Origin of the sequence: Pseudorhodoferax sp. (assembly GCF_047601025.1) — a bacterium.
Taxonomy (GTDB): domain Bacteria; phylum Pseudomonadota; class Gammaproteobacteria; order Burkholderiales; family Burkholderiaceae_C; genus Pseudorhodoferax.
The window spans coordinates 1,410,897-1,427,583 of record NZ_JASGJZ010000001.1 but is presented as its reverse complement, the minus strand read 5'-3'; the positions used below and the strand labels follow the sequence as shown (position 1 = coordinate 1,427,583).

Sequence of the window (16,687 nt, the reverse complement as noted above, 5' to 3'; positions counted from 1 at the left end):
GCCTGGTCTGGGTGGAGGCAAATGAGGACCGCGAACAGTGCGTGCGGATTTTTCGGGCGGAGGCCAAGAACAATCCGGTGGGACGACGGGCTATGTGACTGCTGCAGGCTGCGAACTGCCGGTCGCGCCCCCGTTGGTGAAGGACTGCTTTGACCGGCAGCAGCGACAAGACCGGCTTGCACCCACAGCAGCAATTGTGGAATGCGCAGCTGCCAGCACGGCTTGATTCCCACGCCCTAACGGCCGGCTGCGGCGGAGGCTGCAGACGGGGCCGGCACGGCAGTGGAGACGGCTCCCGGGGCGTTGACTACTGCAAATGCCGATGGCAAGAACATGACGCAAGATTGTGCGACGCAAGATCATGTGGCGTGACATTTTTCACATTTGAGCGCTCAGAGACTCCGTGCATCAGCAGATGTGCCGAACGTTCAATGGGTATTTCCGGTGCGCCATTTGTGTGCAAACGTTACATTCATAAGAGCACTAAGGACGACGAATGGACGCCCCCCCGACTCTTGCGCCGGACGAGTTGACCGTGACCGACGGTCTAGTCATCGATATTGAAGCAGATGCCACCGTGGGCTATGCCTCTATTCAAAACTCAGTTCCCGTCATCCGGTCAATTCGAATAACGAACCGAGGCGACGAGCCGCTGAGTGGCATTGAGTTGGTGCTCTCTTGCAACCCGTCATTCGCAAGGGGCGCAAAGCTCCGATTCGATAGGCTCGGCCCTCATGAGTCACGCACTATCGCGCCAGTTGATCTCCATGCGGACCATGCCTTTCTTTCGGACCAGCAGGAAGGGCTGACTGCCTCTATCACAGCCGTGGCCACGGTGCAGGGTGAAGAGCTTCAGCGCGCGGTGCGGCCGGTGCAAGTCTTGGCCTATGACCAGTGGGCAGGGACCCGAGCGCTGCCCGAGTTGCTCGCTGCGTTCTCGATGCCGAACAACCCTTCTGTGGATGTCCTTGTGGGCAAGGCTTCTCAGTTGTTGCGCAAGACGCACCCGGAGCTGTCCATGGACGGCTATCAATCGAAGAATCGAGAGGTCGTATGGAAGCAGGTTTCGGCGATCTACAGCACGCTCGCCGCAGAAGGCTTGCAGTACGCGGAGCCGCCAGCGTCCTTCGGCAACGACGGCCAAAAGATTCGCACGCCCGATCGCATCTTGGAGACGAAGGTTGGCACATGCCTGGACTTGGTCATGCTCTTCTGCTCCTGCCTGGAGCAGGCGGGTCTGAGGTCTGTGGTACTCGTCAAACAGGGACACGCATGGGTAGGTGTTTGGCTTCATCAAGCGTCCTTCGCCCATCCCCTGCTCGACGATCCGCAGGACGTCCGCAAGCGCATCGCCACCGGCGAGTTCGTCGCTTTTGAGACCACGGGTGTCGCAATGCACCCCAGCCACCGGCCCTCTTTGCGTCACGCGATGGAACGCGGACAGGAGCATCTCGAATCTAGCGAGTTCCTGTTCGCGGTAGATGTCTTCATGGCGCGGGGCGCGCAGATTCGTCCTTTGCCGAGCCGGGTGACCGCAGCCAGGGCCGTCGCGGATGACACCTTCATCGAGCCGGATGCGATTGAACCGTTGCCCCTCCTTCCGCCATTGGACCCGGATTCACTGGCGCCCATAGACATTGCCGCTGAAGACACCCCGGAGGGGCGGCTCGCCAAGTGGAAAGCACGACTGCTAGACCTGACGCTGCGCAATCGGCTGCTGAACTTCAAGACGACCAAGACAACGCTGCAGTTTGTTGCGCCTGACTTGGCCGCGCTGGAGGATGCGCTTGCCGAAGGGCAGGAGTTCAGCATCAAGCCGCTGCCCACTTTCTTTGCCGAAGGGGGCGACCCGAGGGTCGCTCAGGTGCACGCCAGCCGCAACGGCAGTGCGCCTCTGGACGACATGGCCAGTGAGTCACTGGCAAACAAGGAGCTGATTGCTCGCATGCGTGCGGAGACGCTCGATGGCAATCTGCTGGGCATTCATTCCGTCGCGAAGACCGGCCTTGAAGAAGGCGGTGCCAACACGCTGTACCTGGCCGTTGGCTTGCTGAAATGGACTGAAGCAGAGAAGTCCGAGGCCTCGCACGTCGCTCCAATCCTGCTGATTCCGGTCACGCTTTCTCGCCAATCCGTGAGGAGCGGCTTTCGACTGTCTCGGCATGACGACGAAGCCATCGTCAATCCCACGCTTCTTCAGCTTCTGCGCAGTGCGTTCGAGCTGAAGGTGCGTGGCCTAGACACGGCGCCGACGGACGACAAGGGTGTTGACGTTCAGCGTATCCTGCAAGCGTTTCGACTCGCCGTTCGCGACATTCCGAAGTGGGAGGTCCTGGACGAAGCGCACCTAGGCATCTTCTCCTTCACCAAGTACCTGATGTGGAAGGATCTGCAGGACCGAACGGAGCAGCTCAAGGCGAATCCGGTTGTGAAGCACCTCATCGAGAACCCAGGTGAGGCATTTGCAGTTGAGCGACTTGAGGGCAACGGCATTCGGCTGGACGATGCCTATCGCCCTCAGGACATCTTTGCCCCGATGTTGTCCGACTCATCACAGCTCGATGCGATTTGCGCCATCGATTCCGGGCGCAACCTGGTTCTTGAGGGGCCACCCGGCACGGGCAAAAGCCAGACCATCACCAACATTATTGCCCACAGCCTGGCCAAGGGACGCACGGTCCTGTTCGTGTCAGAAAAGATGGCTGCGCTGGAAGTCGTCCATCGCCGCCTCACTGACATTGGCTTGGCACCTTTTTGCCTGGAGCTTCACTCCTCCAAGGCCAAGAAGACCGAAGTCCTTGCACAGCTCGGCAAAGCGCTTGAAGTTAGCGGGCAGAAGACGGAGAGCGAGTGGTCGCGTGAGGCAGAGCGCTTGGCGTCCCTGCGCAGCGAACTCAATGGTGTCGTTGACGCCCTCCACCGCGAACACCCGAACGGGCTGACGCCATTCACAGCTATCGGTACCTGTCTAGAAAACCATGGCGCGCCTTGCTCGGCGATGCCATGGACGGATGCGGCAGTCCACAGTCAAGACGATCTCGACAAGCTTCGCGAACTCGCTCGGCGGATTTCCGCATTGGGTCAAGCGCTACCGCAACTGGAAGGCCATCCGCTCGCACTCATCGGAAAGGCCGATTGGTCTCCATCCTGGCAAGACCAGTTGGTCAACGCCGGTGCACAGCTGAATGCCTCGGCAGAGACACTGAAGAAAAAGCTGGCGCCTGTAGCAATGACCCTGGGCTTGCCAGAAGCAGGTGTGAGTACCGAGATGCTGGCTGCACTGGATCACCTTGCTGACATCCTCATGGCTGCGCCGAAGGTCCCTCAGTCACTGGCGCGCAAGGCGCATGACGCAGACGCGAGAGCCCGTATATTGGCACTTACCAAGCATGGTCGTGCCCGCCAAGCTCACTGGGATCGTCTCGGCCCCGGCTGGAGCGTCCAGTTTGCCAAGCTCAATGCCGTGGAGCTGCGTGGGCAGTGGGCTCAAGCCGTCAACACCTGGTGGCCAAAGAATTGGTTTGCAAAGCGCTCAGTCCTTGGTCGACTGGCATCCGTAAGAGACGATGGTCGCCCACCGCTTGCGTCGATGCTGGATACAGCACTTGTGCCGCTGGCCGACGTGAACGAGGAAGATCAGGCCCTCCTGGGCATGCGACCTGAAGCGGAAGGCTTGCTGCAAGAGGCCTACGCAGGCTTGAGTACGGACTGGGGTTCCGTGGAAAGTCACGCCAGTTGGGCAAAGGACTTTTCTGACGCTTGCGTGCGACTTGCAGGCAGCGACCACGCTCTGAACGAGAACCTGAAGCAGCGGCTGGAACCGCTGGTCGGCGAGCAACGGGCGCGGCTTGAACCCTCAGGCGCGGTGGGCCGCAGCCTGATCGAGTTCCGAGAGGCACACCGACATCTGCTCGCGGGTCTTCAAGCTGTTAGTGAGTTGGCAATGCCGACGAAATCATTGACGGGCGCGGCGGAAGCCAACGGTGCTCTCGAACGGCTGCAGTCGACACTCCTAGCTTGGCAGCAGTCGCAGCGGGCACTGCAGTCCTGGTGCCTGTGGCGCAGCGTGCGCGACGCAGCCGTCGCTCAAGGCCTTCAAGGCCTTGTTACCACCGTCGAATCCGGACAAATCCCACTGTCTGGCGTCGAAGCTCATTTCGAGCACAGCTACCGCAGTTGGTGGCTCAAGCGGGTGGTCGACGTCGACCCTGTTTTGCGCGGTTTTTCGAGCGCGGACCATGAGCGCAAGATCCAGGAGTTCCGGGCGGCAGATTCAAAGTTCCAAGGGTTGACGCAAAGCTACATCGCCGCAACGCTCAGCGGCAAGGTGCCGTCGGCGACCTCGGCCATGGTCGGCGCCGACAGTGAAATGGGAAAACTGCGCAGGGAATTGCAGAAACAGCGTCGCCACATGCCTGTCAGGCAGCTTGTTCAGGGCATGCCAACGCTGCTTCCAAAGCTCAAGCCCTGTCTGCTGATGTCCCCGTTGTCCGTCGCGCAGTATCTGGCGGCCGGACACTCCCAGTTCGATCTGGTGGTCTTCGACGAGGCGTCGCAGATCGCCGTCTGGGATGCTGTGGGCGTCATCGCCCGCGGTCAACAGTTGGTGGTCGTGGGCGACCCCAAGCAGTTGCCTCCGACAAGCTTCTTCTCGAGTGGTGACAGTGGTGACACCACCGGTGATGGCCAGCAGGTCGACGACCTGGAGAGCATCCTGGACGAATGCCTGGGCGCCGGCATGAACAGGAAGAGCCTGAAGTGGCACTATCGCAGCCGGCATGAAAGCTTGATCACTTTCAGCAATGTTCACTACTACGACTCAGAGCTGGTGACCTTCCCCTCGCCGGTCACGGACGACGTGGCGGTTCGACTGCAGAAAGTCGATGGCGTGTACGATCGGGGCGGCTCGCGCACCAATCGAGCGGAGGCTGACGCGATCGTGGATGCCATCGAGCAGCATTACTTGAAAGAAGGCGGGCGAGGAAAGACCGTTGGCGTGGTCACGTTCAATTCCACACAGCAATCGCTCATCCTCAATCTCCTGGACGCTCGTCGGCGCGCGAACGTCAATCTGGACAAGGCGCTTGCTCAAGCTTCGCAGGAGCCGCTGTTCGTGAAGAACCTGGAGAACGTACAGGGTGACGAGCGTGATCTCATCTTCTTCTCGATCACGTACGGTCCCGATGCTGCGGGCAAGGTGACGATGAACTTCGGACCGCTCAATGGCGAAGGCGGCCATCGGCGACTGAACGTCGCCGTTTCGCGTGCTCGGCACGGCGTAGTCATCTTCAGCACGCTGAAACCAGAACAGATAGATCTGAATCGCGTCCGCGCCGCAGGCGTGCGCGATCTGAAGCACTATCTGGAGTTCGCACTGCGTGGGCCGCGCGCCATTGTTGAGCAGGCGCTTCCCACCGGGCTCGCGCCAGACAGTCCATTCGAAGTCGCAGTCATCAAGATGCTTCGTGACCGTGGTTGGGTTGTGCACCCTCAGGTCGGCTGCTCAGGGTATCGCGTCGATCTCGGCATCGTGGACCCTCGCGCGACGGGTCGATATCTGGCAGGCGTGGAGTGCGACGGCGCGACCTATCACTCCGCCGCGACTGCTCGAGATCGTGACCGTCTTCGCCATCACATTCTTGAAGGGCTTGGATGGCGGCTGTACAGAATCTGGTCGACAGACTGGTGGCTGGATCCTGAGCGCGAGATCGAAAAGCTAGTAGCCAAGCTCGAGTCCCTTCTTCAGGCGCCGGATCCTGCGGAGTCAGCACCAGAGGTAGCGGAGGTCGCTGAAGCGGCTGACGAAACTTCCTCACGGCCCACAGCCGACGTTGACGACCCATTCTCCACCGCTGAATCGACAAGTCCGACATTGCCAATCTATCGGCCGGCGGAGCTTGACCAAGGCTCACCAGACTCTTTCTACGAGGCGGCGGCATCAGCAGCACTCCAGCGTCAACTGACCTTTGTTATTGAGAAGGAAGGTCCGATTCTTGAAAGCGTTCTCTTCAGGCGAGTGGCGCGCGCCTGGGGCCTTGAACGAACCGGTACACGGATCGTTGATCGTCTTCGCCGGCTCACACCCTCCAGCATCGTCAAGACGGTGGATGGGGAGCGCACCTTCTACTGGGCCAGTGGCACTTCGCCTGCGCACCTGTGCCCATTCCGCGTGTCGGATGGCGACGAGCGCTCTCGCCGCGCCATCGCCGAAGTGTCACTTGAAGAGATCGCATCCCTGATGCGGCATATTTTGGATCAGGCAGGTGGCTCGACCAAGCTGGAGCTTGCTCGAATCACTTGCCGGATGCTGGGCACCAGTCGACTGACCGCAGAGGCGGAGACACGAACGTTGGCCGCTGCTGATTTGCTCGTGAGCCTTGGCATCGCGTCGACTGACGGCGATGTCATACGTCTGATGGCCTGACACGCCTCAGCCTCATGTCGATCTCTTCATTTCTGTTTACTTGATAGGGTCGCTCCAGTTCACATTGGTGGTTGTTGAACTCAAGCGTGACAACTGCGCGCATATGCAGCTTCAGGCGCTGTGCTATGCGTCAATGGTTTCAGCAATCCTTCATAAAGCTGCCTTTGGCGAGTTGGAGGTGAGCGACTGCAATCGCTGCAAACCAGACAACCCAAGCCCGCAGCCCCCGCAGCCGCGACGCCCCGCAAGCCGCCCGCCCCCGCCCCGCTCAAATCCCAAATTCGTACTCGACCGTCAGCGGCGCATGGTCCGAGAAGCGCTGGTCCTTGTAGATCGCCGCGGTGCGGGCGTGCGCGGCGGTGGCCGGCGTGGCCAGGTGGTAGTCCAGCCGCCACCCGACGTTGTTGGCCCAGGCCTGGCCGCGGTTGCTCCACCACGTGTAGCACTCGCTGGTGGTCTCCGGGTGCAGGCGGCGGTAGACGTCGATCAGGCCGGTCTCGGACAGCAGCTTGGTCATCCAGGCCCGTTCCTCGGGCAGGAAGCCGCTGTTCTTCTGGTTGCTGCGCCAGTTCTTCAGGTCGATCTCGCGGTGCGCGATGTTGATGTCGCCGCACAGGATGAACTCGCGCTCGCGCTTGAGCGCGACGAGGTAGGGGTCGAACAGGTCCAGGAAGCGGAACTTGGCGGCCTGCCGCAGCTCGCCGGAGGAGCCGCTGGGGAAGTAGCAGCTGATCAGCGAGAACTTGCGCTGCGGCGTGTCGAAGCGCAGTTCCAGGTAGCGGCCCTCGGCGTCGAACTCCGGCGCGCCGAAGCCGGTTCGCACCTCGCTGGGCGCATGCCGGGTGTAGATGGCGACGCCCGAATAGCCCTTCTTCTCGGCGAAGTGGAAATGGCCCTGCAGGCCGGCCAGCTGCTCGAAGCGGCCCTGCACGTCGGCCCACTGCGCCTTGACCTCCTGTACGCAAATACAATCCGGGCCCGTTGCGGCGATCCAGGCTTCCACGCCCTTGGTGGCGGCCGAACGGATGCCGTTGAGATTCAGGCTGGTCAACTTGAACAAGGAAGCTCCCATGTTGGAACCCAGGACCGGCGCCGCGGGCGCCGGCCGGAACGATGCACTGGCCCAGGACTTCGTGCGCTTCGCGGTCGAGACCGGCGTGCTGCGCTTCGGCGAGTTCAAGACCAAGGCGGGCCGCATGAGCCCGTATTTCTTCAACGCGGGCCTGTTCGACGATGGCGCCAAGCTGGCCCGGCTCGCGGAATTCTATGCGTCGGCCCTGGAGGCCGGCGGCATCGGCTTCGACATGATCTTCGGCCCGGCCTACAAGGGCATCCCGCTGGCCGCGGCGCTGGCCGTGGAGTTCGCGCGGCGCGGCCGCAGCCTGCCGTTCGCCTACAACCGCAAGGAGGCCAAGAACCACGGCGAGGGCGGCCAGCTGGTCGGCGCGCCGCTGCAGGGCCGGGTGCTGGTGGTGGACGACGTGATGTCGGCCGGCACGGCGGTGCGCGAATCCATCGCGCTGATCCGCGCGGCCGGCGCCGCGCCGCACGCGGTCGTGATCGCGCTGGACCGCCAGGAGATGGCCACCGAGGGCGGCCGCGACGTGCCGCACAGCGCCGTGCAGTACGTGCGGCGCCAGCTCGGCCTGCAGGTCTGCGCGATCGCGCGGCTGGAGGACCTGCTGCAGTACCTGGCCAAGGGCGGCGAGGCCGCGCTGGCCGAGCACCATGGCCGCGTGCTGGCCTACCGCCAGCGCTACGGCGTGCTGGAAGACGGGGCCCCGTGACCGCGCGCCGGGGCCGGCTGCTGCTTGGCGCCGCACTGGCCGCCGGCGCAATCGGCGGCGCGCAGGCCCAGCCGCAGGGCTCGATCTACACCTGCGTGGACGCGCAGGGCCGGCGCATCACCTCGGACCGGCCGATCCTGGAGTGCATCGACCGGGTGCAGAAGGAACTCAACCCCAGCGGCACGGTGCGGCGCCAGATCGGCCCGTCGCTGACCGCAGCCGAGCGCGAGGCGATCGAGGCGCGCGAGCACCGTGCCGCCGAAGAGCAGCGCCGCGCCGGCGAGGAGCTGCGCCGCAACCGCGCGCTGCTGGCGCGCTACCGCGACCAGGCCGCGCACGACCGCGCGCGCGCCGAGGCGCTGGCCCTGGTGGACGGCGGGCTGGACGTGGCGCACCAGCGCCTGGCCGAGCTCGCGCGCCAGCGCATCCGGCTGGACCAGGAGCTGGAGTTCTACGTCAACACGCCCGAGCGCGTGCCGGCGCCGCTGCGCCGCCAGGTCGAGGAGCACGACGCCGCCGTCGCGCAGCAGCGGCGCTTCATCGCCGAGCAGGAGGCCGAGCGCCGCCGCGTGAACGAGCGCTACGACGAGGAACTGGCGCGGCTGCGCCAGCTGTGGGCCGAGCAGGCCGCGTCGACCCGCGCGCCGCGCTGAGCCGCGTTCTCAGTGGCCGATCCGCGCGCGCAGCAGCGCGTTGACCTGGGCCGGGTTGGCCTTGCCGCCGCTGGCCTTCATGACCTGGCCGACCAGCGCGTTCAGCGCCTTGTCCTTGCCGGCCTTGAACTCCTCGATGTTCCGGGGGTTCGCGGCGACGACCTGGTCGACGATGGCCTGCAGCGCGCCGGCGTCGTTCATCTGCCGCAGGCCGCGGGCCTCGATCAGCGCGTCGACCTCGGTGCCCTCGCCGTTCCACAGCGCGTCGAACACCTGGCGCGCGGCGGCGTTGGACACCGTGTCGTCGGCGATGCGGGCCAGCAGCGCGGCCAGCTGCGCGGCCGACACCGGCGCCTGCTCGATGGCCAGTTCGCCCGCGTTCAGCCGGCGCGAGATCTCGCCCATGACCCAGTTGCTGGCCAGCTTGGCCTGGCCGCTGGCCTGGGCGGCCTGCTCAAAGTAGGTGGCGGTGGCCTTGCTGGCGGTCAGCTGCGCGGCGTCGTAGGCCGGCAGGCCGTAGTCGGCGACGAAGCGCTGGGCCATCGCGCGCGGCAACTCGGGCATCGCGCCGCGCACCTGCTCGATCCATTCGGGCGCGATGACCAGCGGCGGCAGGTCCGGGTCGGGGAAGTAGCGGTAGTCGGCCGCGTCCTCCTTGGTGCGCATCGCCCGCGTCTCGCCGGTGTCGGGGTCGAACAGCACGGTCGCCTGCTGGATCGCGTGGCCGTCCTCGATTTGCTCGATCTGCCAGCGCACCTCGAAATCGATGGCCTGCTGCATGAACTTGAAGCTGTTCAGGTTCTTGATCTCGCGCCGCGTGCCCAGCGGCTGGCCGGGCTTGCGCACCGAGACGTTGGCGTCGCAGCGGAAGCTGCCCTCCTGCATGTTGCCGTCGCAGATGCCGATCCAGGTCACGATCTTGTGCAGCTCGCGCGCGTAGGCCACGGCCTCGGCGGAGGAGCGGATGTCCGGTTCGGTCACGATCTCCAGGAGCGGCGTGCCGGCGCGGTTCAGGTCGATGCCGCTCAGGCCGGCGAAGTCCTCGTGCAGCGACTTGCCGGCGTCCTCCTCCAGGTGCGCGCGCACCAGGCGCACGGTCTTGGGCGTGTCGCCGAGGTAGAAGCTGACCGAGCCGCCCTGCACGACCGGGATCTCGTACTGGCTGATCTGGTAGCCCTTGGGCAGGTCCGGGTAGAAGTAGTTCTTGCGCGCGAAGATGCTGCGCGGCGCGATCGTCGCGCCCAGCGCCAGGCCGAGCCGGATCGCGCGCTCGACCGCGCCGCGGTTCATGACGGGCAGCGTGCCGGGCAGCGCCAGGTCCACCGCGCAGGCCTGGGTGTTGGGCTCGGCGCCGAAGGCCGTGGAGGCGCGGCTGAAGATCTTGCTGGCCGTCGACAGCTGGGCATGGGTCTCGAAGCCGATCACGACTTCGTAGCCGTGGACGAGGGGTGCGGTCATTGAAACAGCGTCCTTTGTGTGTTTTTTAGATTCGATGAAAGAACGTATCCCCTGGAATTCTCGGTTTCTCTTTCAATGAATCCCATGCTTTCCAACTGATTGAACACTCTTCGGATGTTGCGGTTGAAGGAGTCGAACGAGCGGATGTCGCGCTGGTCGTTTCCTTCCGTTGCCCAGAGGGCGAAGCTGGCCTGTTTTGCGCTGATGGTCCGGCGGGAACTGAAATGGTTGTACCGGTAGATCACCGCAAGCACCTTGCGCCATAGCAGCGCAAGATCGTCAAGAGCGCTGCCGAAAATATTGCGCAGTTCGGCCTCGAAGTTGTCGGACAGCAAATTCCGGTCGGCGACGTAGACTGGGTAAAGCTCAGTACTGCGGCTGTCGCGCTCGATCAGGCGTGCCGCCTCGAGCGTCTTGATTGCTTGTGCATGGTTGTTGTCAGACGTCAGCAAGACACAATACTTGCCTTCGGTGTTCGCCCATTCACTCTTGATCAAGTAGGCCAAGACCGCCTTCTTTTCCGTGCTGAGTTCATCGAAAGAGCCCAGCTTCTTCGCGATATAGGCATCACGCGAATCGAACAGTTCCTGCATCCGTTCATCGAGCAAGTTGCCGGCTTGCAGAACTAGAGTGACTTCGTCCGACTTGAACTTGAAGTACGGAAGATTGAGCTTGTCTTCCAGGCAGAGGTTGACCAGCGTCGACATGCCGATGCCCCGGCCCTCCCATTTTCTGTAGACCCGCAGCACGTCTGCCAGCCGGGGGTTGCGCGGCTTCGTCTCGGGGACGACGCGTAGCAGGGGGGGGGCAGGAGAGGAACCGATCTGGGGATGGTTGAGCAGCAACTGATCTCGGAAACGTCCGGGATTGGAGATTTCGAGTTGCCGCCCCGGGGTAATGGAGATGACGACTTGCTTGTTGATCGAATAGTCGCGGTGTGCCAGTGCGTTGTTGATCGTCTCCCGCAAGACCGCTTCTGGATACTGAGAACTGGCAACGCCGCCCTTCGATGTGCCGACGCCCACGTGGATGTTGCGCAGGACGTATGCGTTGGCCTGTTCCAGCAGTGGCAAAACGTTGGCGACGATGTCCTGCTTGTCCTGCACAATGACACTGTCTGTTCGTGCGGCATTCACGTAGCCATGCACATGGGCGCGAAATCCCAGGAGGTCGCCTGGATAAGCGCCGCAGACCAGCCCCCCGAGTATCGTGAGCTTGCCATCGATCAAGAACCGCTTGCGCGTCAGAAACGGGATTGCTTCCTGCAGGGAGGGTTTCAGGTTCTCGATGCGTTGAAGCTTGTTGAGCTGAATGATGTATTCGTTCAGCCGGTCGAGGTCGACGCTTTCGAGTCCTTCGCCATGCAGGGGCTCTAACTCTCGTGCCTGGGAAATCTCTTCCAGAAATTCTGTTTGCCGGTCGAGCTCCGCCTGCTTGACTGCATGATCACCTGTCAAGTGACGCCGGTACGCCTTTCCCTTGAAGAAGAGAAAGCGCTTGTCCGCTGGCAGTTCATCGACGCGCTGAATTGCAATCCGGCTTCCCATGAATGGAATGATCTCCACGGGTGGCAGGTACTCATTCACATCGAAAGGCCGTTTGTCTGCATCCGTGAACACGTGGCGCAGATCGAGCAATTTGGGCTCTACTGCAGGGTCATAGCCAGTCACTTCGTAGCGACGTTCACGGCCCTGCCCGGACTCTTTGATGCCCAGCACCAGTACGCCGCCGCGCGTGTTCAGAAAAGCGTTGACGGATTTATAGCGTTCCGTCCAGTCCTGGCTTGTCGAAGGACACGGCTTGAACTCGACTGTGTCGCTTTCCAGTTCCTCGAACCGGCTTTGAGCAACCAGCTGTGCAAGCTTCTCCAGCAATAAAGACAGGTCATCCATGCGTTGTCAGAGAGGCGGATGGAGGAGGTGGAAGTCGGTCGCCTGCTGCAGGCGGTGCGCCGCGTTCAGCAGCCTCGCCTCGGCGAAGTAGTTGCCCAGCAGCTGCAGCCCGACCGGCATGCCGCCGTCGCCGAAGCCGGCCGGCACGCTCATGCCGGGCAGGCCGGCCAGCGAGCCGGGCAGCGTGTAGATGTCGGCCAGGTAGTTGGCCAGCGGGTCGCCGGCCTTGTCGCCGAGCCGCCAGGCGACCGTGGGCGCCACCGGGCCGGCGATCAGGTCGCAGGCCTGGAAAGCCTGCTGGAAGTCGTCGGCGATCAGCCGGCGGATCTGCTGGGCCTTCAGGTAGTAGGCGTCGTAGTAGCCGTGGCTCAGCACGTAGGTGCCGATCATGATGCGGCGCTTGACCTCGTCGCCGAAGCCTTCGGCGCGGGTCTTGCGGTACATGTCGAGCAGGTCGTCGTAGTGCGCCGCGCGGTGGCCGAACTTCACGCCGTCGAAGCGGCTGAGGTTGGAGCTGGCCTCCGCCGGCGCGATGACGTAGTAGGCCGGGATTGCCAGTTCGGTGCGCGGCAGCGAGATCTCGACCAGGCGGGCGCCGAGCTTCTCGTACTCCTTCAGCGCGGCGTCTAGCGCCGCGCGTACGTCGGGCGCGAGGCCGTCGCCGAAGAATTCCCGCGGCAGGCCGATGCGCAGGCCGTCCAGCGGGGCGTCGAGCTGGCGGCCGAAGTCCTCGGCCGGGCGGTCCAGCGAGGTGGAGTCGCGGTCCGGGTCCGGGCCGCACAGGCAGGACAGCAGCAGCGCGCAGTCCTCGGCGCTGCGGGCCATGGGGCCGGCCTGGTCCAGGCTGGAGGCGAAGGCCACCATGCCGTAGCGCGAGGCGCGGCCGTAGGTCGGCTTGATGCCGGTGATGCCGCAGAACGCGGCCGGCTGGCGGATCGACCCGCCGGTGTCAGTGCCGGTGGCGGCCGGCACCAGCCGGGCGGCCACGGCCGCGGCGCTGCCGCCGGACGATCCGCCGGGGATGCGCGCGGCGTCCCAGGGGTTGCGCACGGCGCCATGGGCCGAGTTCTCGTTGGACGAGCCCATCGCGAACTCGTCGCAGTTGAGCTTGCCCAGCGTCACGGCGCCGGCCTCGGCCAGCCGCGCGACCGCGGTCGCGTCGAACGGCGAGCGGTAGCCGGCCAGCATCTTCGAGCCGGCCGTGGTCGGGAAGTCGCGCGTGACGAAGATGTCCTTGTGCGCGATCGGCACGCCGGCCAGCGGGCCGGCCGTGCCGGCGGCGATCGCCGCGTCGGCCGCGCGGGCCTGGGCCAGCGTGGCCTCGGGATCGAGCGCGACGAAGGCGTTCAGGTGGCCGTGCTGCGCGATGCGCGCGAGGAAATGCTGCGCGGCCTCGACGGCCGAGAGCTCGCGCGCCCGGATCTTGCCGGCCAGTTCGGCCACGGAGGCCCAGGTGGGGTCGAAGGCCATGCTCACTCGATCACCCTGGGCACCAGGAACAGGCCGCGCTCGACGGCCGGGGCGCTGCGCTGGTTGGCGGCGCGGTCGTCGGGCTCGCTCACGCGGTCCTCGCGCAGGCGCAGCTGGACGTCGGCGACGACCTCGGTCGGGTGGGCCAGCGGCACGACGCCGGCGGTGTCCACGGCCCGCATGCGCTCGACGATGTCGAAGAAGCCGTTGATCTGGCCGAGCATGCGGTCGCGCTCGGACGCGTGCAGTTCCAGCCTCGCCAGGTCGGCGATGCGGGTGATGTCGTCAAGGGTCAGGGCCATGGAAAACAAGCAAGCAACAGGGCCGCGCGAACGCCCGGCAGCAGGGCCGCTACAGGGGTTTTCACGGGGGGATCGGGTATTATCCCGCCTTTGCGCACCGGCCTTTCCCGGGCCGCCCGACGCGCCGAATTTCATCCCCGACCGATCTGAAGCAAGGGCGACCGCGCGCCCGCAGCGCGCCGCGCCCCCGAGAGGAATTTTTCAATGTTTGGTGCTTTCCGTCGGTACTTCTCGACCGACCTGGCCATCGACCTCGGCACGGCCAACACCCTGATCTACGTGCGCGGCAAGGGCATCGTGCTGGACGAGCCCTCGGTCGTCGCGATCCGCCACGAAGGCGGCCCGCAGGGCAAGAAGACCATCCAGGCCGTCGGCAAGGAAGCCAAGGCCATGCTGGGCAAGGTGCCCGGCAACATCGAGGCGATCCGCCCGATGAAGGACGGCGTGATCGCCGACTTCACCGTCACCGAGCAGATGCTCAAGCAGTTCATCAAGATGGTGCACCCGCGCGGCGTGCTGCGGCCCAGCCCGCGCATCATCATCTGCGTGCCCTGCGGCTCCACGCAGGTCGAGCGCCGGGCGATCCGCGAATCGGCGCTGGGCGCTGGCGCCTCGCAGGTCTACCTGATCGAGGAGCCGATGGCCGCCGCGATCGGCGCCGGCCTGCCGGTGGCCGAGGCCTCGGGCTCGATGGTGGTGGACATCGGCGGCGGCACCACCGAGGTCGGCGTGATCTCGCTGGGCGGCATGGTCTACAAGGGCAGCGTGCGCGTCGGCGGCGACCGCTTCGACGACGCCATCATCAACTACATCCGCCGCAACTACGGCATGCTGATCGGCGAGCCCACGGCCGAGGCCATCAAGAAGAACATCGGCTCGGCCTTCCCCGGCTCCGAGGTCAAGGAGATGGAAGTCAAGGGCCGCAACCTGTCCGAAGGCGTGCCGCGCAGCTTCACGATCTCGTCCAACGAGATCCTGGAGGCGCTGACCGACCCGCTGAACAACATCGTCGCCTCGGTCAAGAACGCGCTGGAGATGACGCCGCCCGAGCTGGGCGCCGACATCGCCGAGCGCGGCATGATGCTGACCGGCGGCGGCGCGCTGCTGCGCGACCTGGACCGCCTGCTGGCCGAGGAGACCGGCCTGCCGGTGCTGGTGGCCGAGGACCCGCTGACCTGCGTGGTGCGCGGCTGCGGCACCGCGCTGGAGCGCATGGACCGCCTGGGGTCCATCTTCACCAGCGAGTGATTCCCGGGGGGAGGCGATGCCGCTCGGTACGCTGGACAGGACCCCGCCACCCTTCTTCAAGCAGGGCCCGTCGGCCCTGACCAAGCTGATGGTGTTCAGCGCGTTCGCGCTGTTCCTGATGGTGGCCGACGCGCGCTTCACGCTGATGCGGCCGCTGCGCGCGGCCGTGGCCGCGGTGCTCTACCCGGTGCAGATGGCCGCGCTCGAGCCGATTCGGCTGCTGCAGGAAGGGCGCGGCTACCTGGACGGCCTGGCCGCGGTGCAGGCGCGCGCCGACGCCGCCGAGCGCCGCATGACCGAGCAGTCCGTGCGCGCCGGCCAGGTCGAGCAGCTGCTGCTGGAGAACGCGCAGCTGCGCAGCCTGCTGGGCCTGGGCGCCCGGCTGGCGGCGCCGGGCCAGGCGGCCGAGGTGCTGTACGACGCGGCCGACCCCTACACGCGCAAGGTCGTGATCGACCGCGGCCTGACCCACGGCATCGCGCCCGGATCGCCGGTGGTGGACGCCGACGGCGTCGTCGGCCAGGTCACGCGGGTGCTGCCGCTGGTCAGCGAGGTCACGCTGCTGATCGACCGCGACCAGGCCATCCCAGTGCTGAACGTGCGCACCGGCGCGCGCAGCGTGGCCTATGGCAACCCGGGCGTGCTGGGCGGCGTGCTGGAGCTGCGCTTCATGGCCGGCAACTCCGACGTGCAGGCCGGCGACCTGCTGACCACCAGCGGCGTGGACGGCGTCTACCCGCCCGGCCTGCGCGTGGCCCAGGTCGAGGCGGTGGAGCGCCAGGCCGATTCCACCTTCGCGCGGATCTACTGCCGGCCGCTGGCGCGGCTGGTCGGCGTGCGGCACGTGATGGTGCTGCAGCCGCTGGATGCGCCGCCGGACGCGCCGGCCGAGGGGGCCGCGCGATGATCATGCGCCGCGGCCAGCAGCTGCTGCTGCCGGCCAGACCGCTCTTCATCTGGTGCAGCCTGATCGCCGCGCTGCTGGGGAACATGGTGCAGAACATGGGCCTGTGGGGCCGCGCGCCCTGGGCGCCGGACCTGGTGGCCGTGGTGCTGGTGTTCTGGACCGTGCACCAGCCGCTGCGCGTGGGCGTGGGCACGGCCTTCGTGTTCGGCCTGTGCATGGACGTGCACCAGGCTTCCTGGCTCGGCCAACACGCGCTGGCCTACACCGTGCTGAGCTACCTGGCCATCATGATCCACCGGCGGCTGCTGTGGTTCGCGGTGCCGCTGCAGGCGCTGCAGGTGCTGCCGCTGTTCGTCGCGGCCCATGCCATCGAATGGGTGCTGCGGCTGCTGGGCGGCGGCCTCTTCCCGGGCTGGCAGGTGCTGCTGAGCCCGCTGATCGAGGCCGCGCTGTGGCCCGTCGTCAGCGTGGCCTTGCTGCTGCCGCAGCGCCGCGCGCCCGATCCGGACGACAATCGCCCGCTCTGAAACAGCGCCGCCGCGCGCC

General features: G+C 65.3%; 11 protein-coding genes and 1 pseudogene. 6 read left to right on the top strand and 6 right to left on the bottom strand.

Translation table 11 applies throughout. From position 1 onward, the window contains the following. Positions 1–535 precede the first annotated feature (535 nt). A complete protein-coding gene (locus tag QM782_RS06695) occupies positions 536–6,424 on the top strand; it encodes a DUF3320 domain-containing protein (protein ID WP_415202135.1) in 5,889 nt (1,962 codons plus the stop codon). 268 nt (positions 6,425–6,692) lie between these two features. Here the strand turns inward: QM782_RS06695 and QM782_RS06690 are convergent, their stop codons facing one another. After that, positions 6,693–7,484 carry an exodeoxyribonuclease III gene (locus QM782_RS06690; RefSeq protein ID WP_415202134.1) on the bottom strand — a complete coding sequence of 264 codons (792 nt, stop codon included), beginning with the start codon at positions 7,482–7,484 and terminating at the stop codon, positions 6,693–6,695. Positions 7,485–7,494: 10 nt separating this feature from the next. Between QM782_RS06690 and pyrE the strand changes: the two genes are divergently transcribed. After that, positions 7,495–8,211 carry an orotate phosphoribosyltransferase gene (pyrE, locus tag QM782_RS06685; protein ID WP_415202133.1) on the top strand — a complete coding sequence of 239 codons (717 nt, stop codon included), beginning with the start codon at positions 7,495–7,497 and terminating at the stop codon, positions 8,209–8,211. Beyond that, positions 8,208–8,864: a DUF4124 domain-containing protein gene (locus QM782_RS06680; protein WP_415202132.1), complete on the top strand. Its 657-nt coding sequence runs from the start codon at positions 8,208–8,210 to the stop codon at positions 8,862–8,864. The genes pyrE and QM782_RS06680 overlap by 4 nt, the downstream gene beginning before the upstream one ends. A gap of 9 nt (positions 8,865–8,873) precedes the next feature. On the opposite strand, the gene gatB is transcribed toward QM782_RS06680, so the two are convergent. The 5 genes and pseudogenes from gatB to gatC all read right to left on the bottom strand — a co-directional run bounded on the left by gatB (position 8,874) and on the right by gatC (position 13,986). Then, complete coding sequence (gene gatB / locus QM782_RS06675; RefSeq protein WP_415202131.1) at positions 8,874–10,322, bottom strand: Asp-tRNA(Asn)/Glu-tRNA(Gln) amidotransferase subunit GatB; 1,449 nt, start codon at positions 10,320–10,322, stop codon at positions 8,874–8,876. Further along, positions 10,319–11,290: an ATP-binding protein gene (locus tag QM782_RS06670; RefSeq protein ID WP_415205603.1), complete on the bottom strand. Its 972-nt coding sequence runs from the start codon at positions 11,288–11,290 to the stop codon at positions 10,319–10,321. Before QM782_RS06670 ends, gatB begins: the two co-directional genes overlap by 4 nt. Positions 11,291–11,794: 504 nt before the next feature. Then, positions 11,795–12,214: pseudogene (locus QM782_RS06665) on the bottom strand (helix-turn-helix domain-containing protein); the annotation flags it as partial. A gap of 6 nt (positions 12,215–12,220) precedes the next feature. Continuing rightward, a complete protein-coding gene (gene gatA / locus QM782_RS06660; protein ID WP_415202130.1) occupies positions 12,221–13,684 on the bottom strand; it encodes an Asp-tRNA(Asn)/Glu-tRNA(Gln) amidotransferase subunit GatA in 1,464 nt (487 codons plus the stop codon). A gap of 2 nt (positions 13,685–13,686) precedes the next feature. Further along, on the bottom strand, positions 13,687–13,986 hold the full coding sequence (gene gatC, locus QM782_RS06655) for an Asp-tRNA(Asn)/Glu-tRNA(Gln) amidotransferase subunit GatC (RefSeq protein WP_415202129.1): 300 nt from the start codon (positions 13,984–13,986) through the stop codon (positions 13,687–13,689). A gap of 204 nt (positions 13,987–14,190) precedes the next feature. On the opposite strand from gatC, the gene QM782_RS06650 reads away from it, so the two are divergent. The 3 genes from QM782_RS06650 to mreD are packed head-to-tail and all read left to right on the top strand — an operon-like array spanning position 14,191 to position 16,668. Continuing rightward, positions 14,191–15,234 (top strand): rod shape-determining protein, encoded by a 1,044-nt coding sequence (locus QM782_RS06650; protein ID WP_415202128.1) that lies wholly within the window; start codon positions 14,191–14,193, stop codon positions 15,232–15,234. Positions 15,235–15,250: 16 nt separating this feature from the next. Beyond that, a complete protein-coding gene (gene mreC / locus QM782_RS06645; protein ID WP_415202127.1) occupies positions 15,251–16,141 on the top strand; it encodes a rod shape-determining protein MreC in 891 nt (296 codons plus the stop codon). Continuing rightward, positions 16,138–16,668, top strand: coding sequence for a rod shape-determining protein MreD (gene mreD / locus QM782_RS06640; protein ID WP_415202126.1), 531 nt, complete (start codon positions 16,138–16,140; stop codon positions 16,666–16,668). The genes mreC and mreD overlap by 4 nt, the downstream gene beginning before the upstream one ends. Positions 16,669–16,687: the final 19 nt, after the last annotated feature.

Bases quoted from the DNA above. Each gene is read 5' to 3' on its own strand.
- pyrE (WP_415202133.1), top strand. From the start codon at position 7,495: ATGTTGGAACCCAGGACCGGCGCCGCGGGCGCCGGCCGGAACGATGCA.
- gatB (WP_415202131.1), bottom strand. From the start codon at position 10,322: ATGACCGCACCCCTCGTCCACGGCTACGAAGTCGTGATCGGCTTCGAG.
- gatA (WP_415202130.1), bottom strand. From the start codon at position 13,684: ATGGCCTTCGACCCCACCTGGGCCTCCGTGGCCGAACTGGCCGGCAAG.
- gatC (WP_415202129.1), bottom strand. From the start codon at position 13,986: ATGGCCCTGACCCTTGACGACATCACCCGCATCGCCGACCTGGCGAGG.
- QM782_RS06650 (WP_415202128.1), top strand. From the start codon at position 14,191: ATGTTTGGTGCTTTCCGTCGGTACTTCTCGACCGACCTGGCCATCGAC.
- mreC (WP_415202127.1), top strand. From the start codon at position 15,251: ATGCCGCTCGGTACGCTGGACAGGACCCCGCCACCCTTCTTCAAGCAG.
- mreD (WP_415202126.1), top strand. From the start codon at position 16,138: ATGATCATGCGCCGCGGCCAGCAGCTGCTGCTGCCGGCCAGACCGCTC.